The sequence below is a fragment of the Elioraea sp. genome, assembly GCF_051860475.1.
GTDB lineage: Bacteria > Pseudomonadota > Alphaproteobacteria > Acetobacterales > Acetobacteraceae > Elioraea.
Genome location: NZ_JBHYDW010000298.1, coordinates 1 through 880 on the forward strand (window position 1 = coordinate 1; position 880 = coordinate 880).

Genomic DNA, 880 nt, shown 5'->3' on the forward strand with positions numbered 1-880 from the left:
CGAACGGATTGATGATGGCGACCATCGGTCGGCCTCCTGTGCGGGAAACAGAAACGGCGCCACGAGGGCGCCGCTGGTGATCGGAGCGGTGAGGGTCGGACTACGCGGTGTCGCGCGGGACGACGCCGGCGGCGCTGAGCTCGGCGTGCTTGGCGGCGATCTCGGCGGGCTGATCGACTGAGGGGTCGAACACCAGCGCACCCTTCGAGACGATCGCCGGCCCGCGCGCGACCACCAGGCCATCGCGATCACCAGCCGTTGCATCCACCGCCTCGATCAGCACCGCGACCGCGATCTCGGCCCCTTCATCGCCGGTCACCGTGGCGGCGGGCGAGAGGCGATGGATGCCGGAGGCGGTGATCTTCCCGAGCACGGCGCCGAGCGGGTAGTTGGTGCCGCCCTTCAGCGTCACGACCTCCCGGGTGTAGTTGCCGTTGAGCTCGTACTTCAGCAGGTCGCCGAGCGTGGGCGCCATCACCAGAACGGGCATGGGTTGGGTCTCCTGATCAGCGCTGGGCGGTTGCAGCGCGCTCGCGGGCGCGGCGGACGATCGGGCTTTCGTCGCTACTGCCCGGCTTGGGGGCCGCGGCGATCACCGCGCTCGCCTCGGCGCGCGACGCGAGGGTGTCGAGGACGGAGCGGCGCAGCGCGTGGGCGGCGACGCCGCGCCGGATGGCATCCGCCGCATCGACGGTGACGCCGAGTCGTGCGGCCTGCGCCGCGACCTCGGCAATCTCCGCGGCCGCGGCGCGTGCAGCGTCATCCTGCGGCACCGGTGCGGGCTCCGGCGGCGCGGCCTCGCGCGTCTCCTGCGTCTCCGCAGCGGACGTATCGTCGGGTTCGACCGGATGGGTCATCGTCACTCTCCTCGAAGGGGCCT

Annotated in this window: 1 protein-coding gene and 1 pseudogene; both read right to left on the minus strand. The window is 72.0% G+C overall.

What is annotated here, in order from left to right; all coding sequences use genetic code 11:
* Positions 1–100: 100 nt before the first annotated feature.
* Positions 101–490: a head decoration protein gene (locus ACTIFU_RS23850; RefSeq protein ID WP_439580813.1), complete on the minus strand. Its 390-nt coding sequence runs from the start codon at positions 488–490 to the stop codon at positions 101–103.
* 16 nt (positions 491–506) lie between these two features.
* Positions 507–880, minus strand: a pseudogene (locus ACTIFU_RS23855) (S49 family peptidase); the annotation flags it as partial.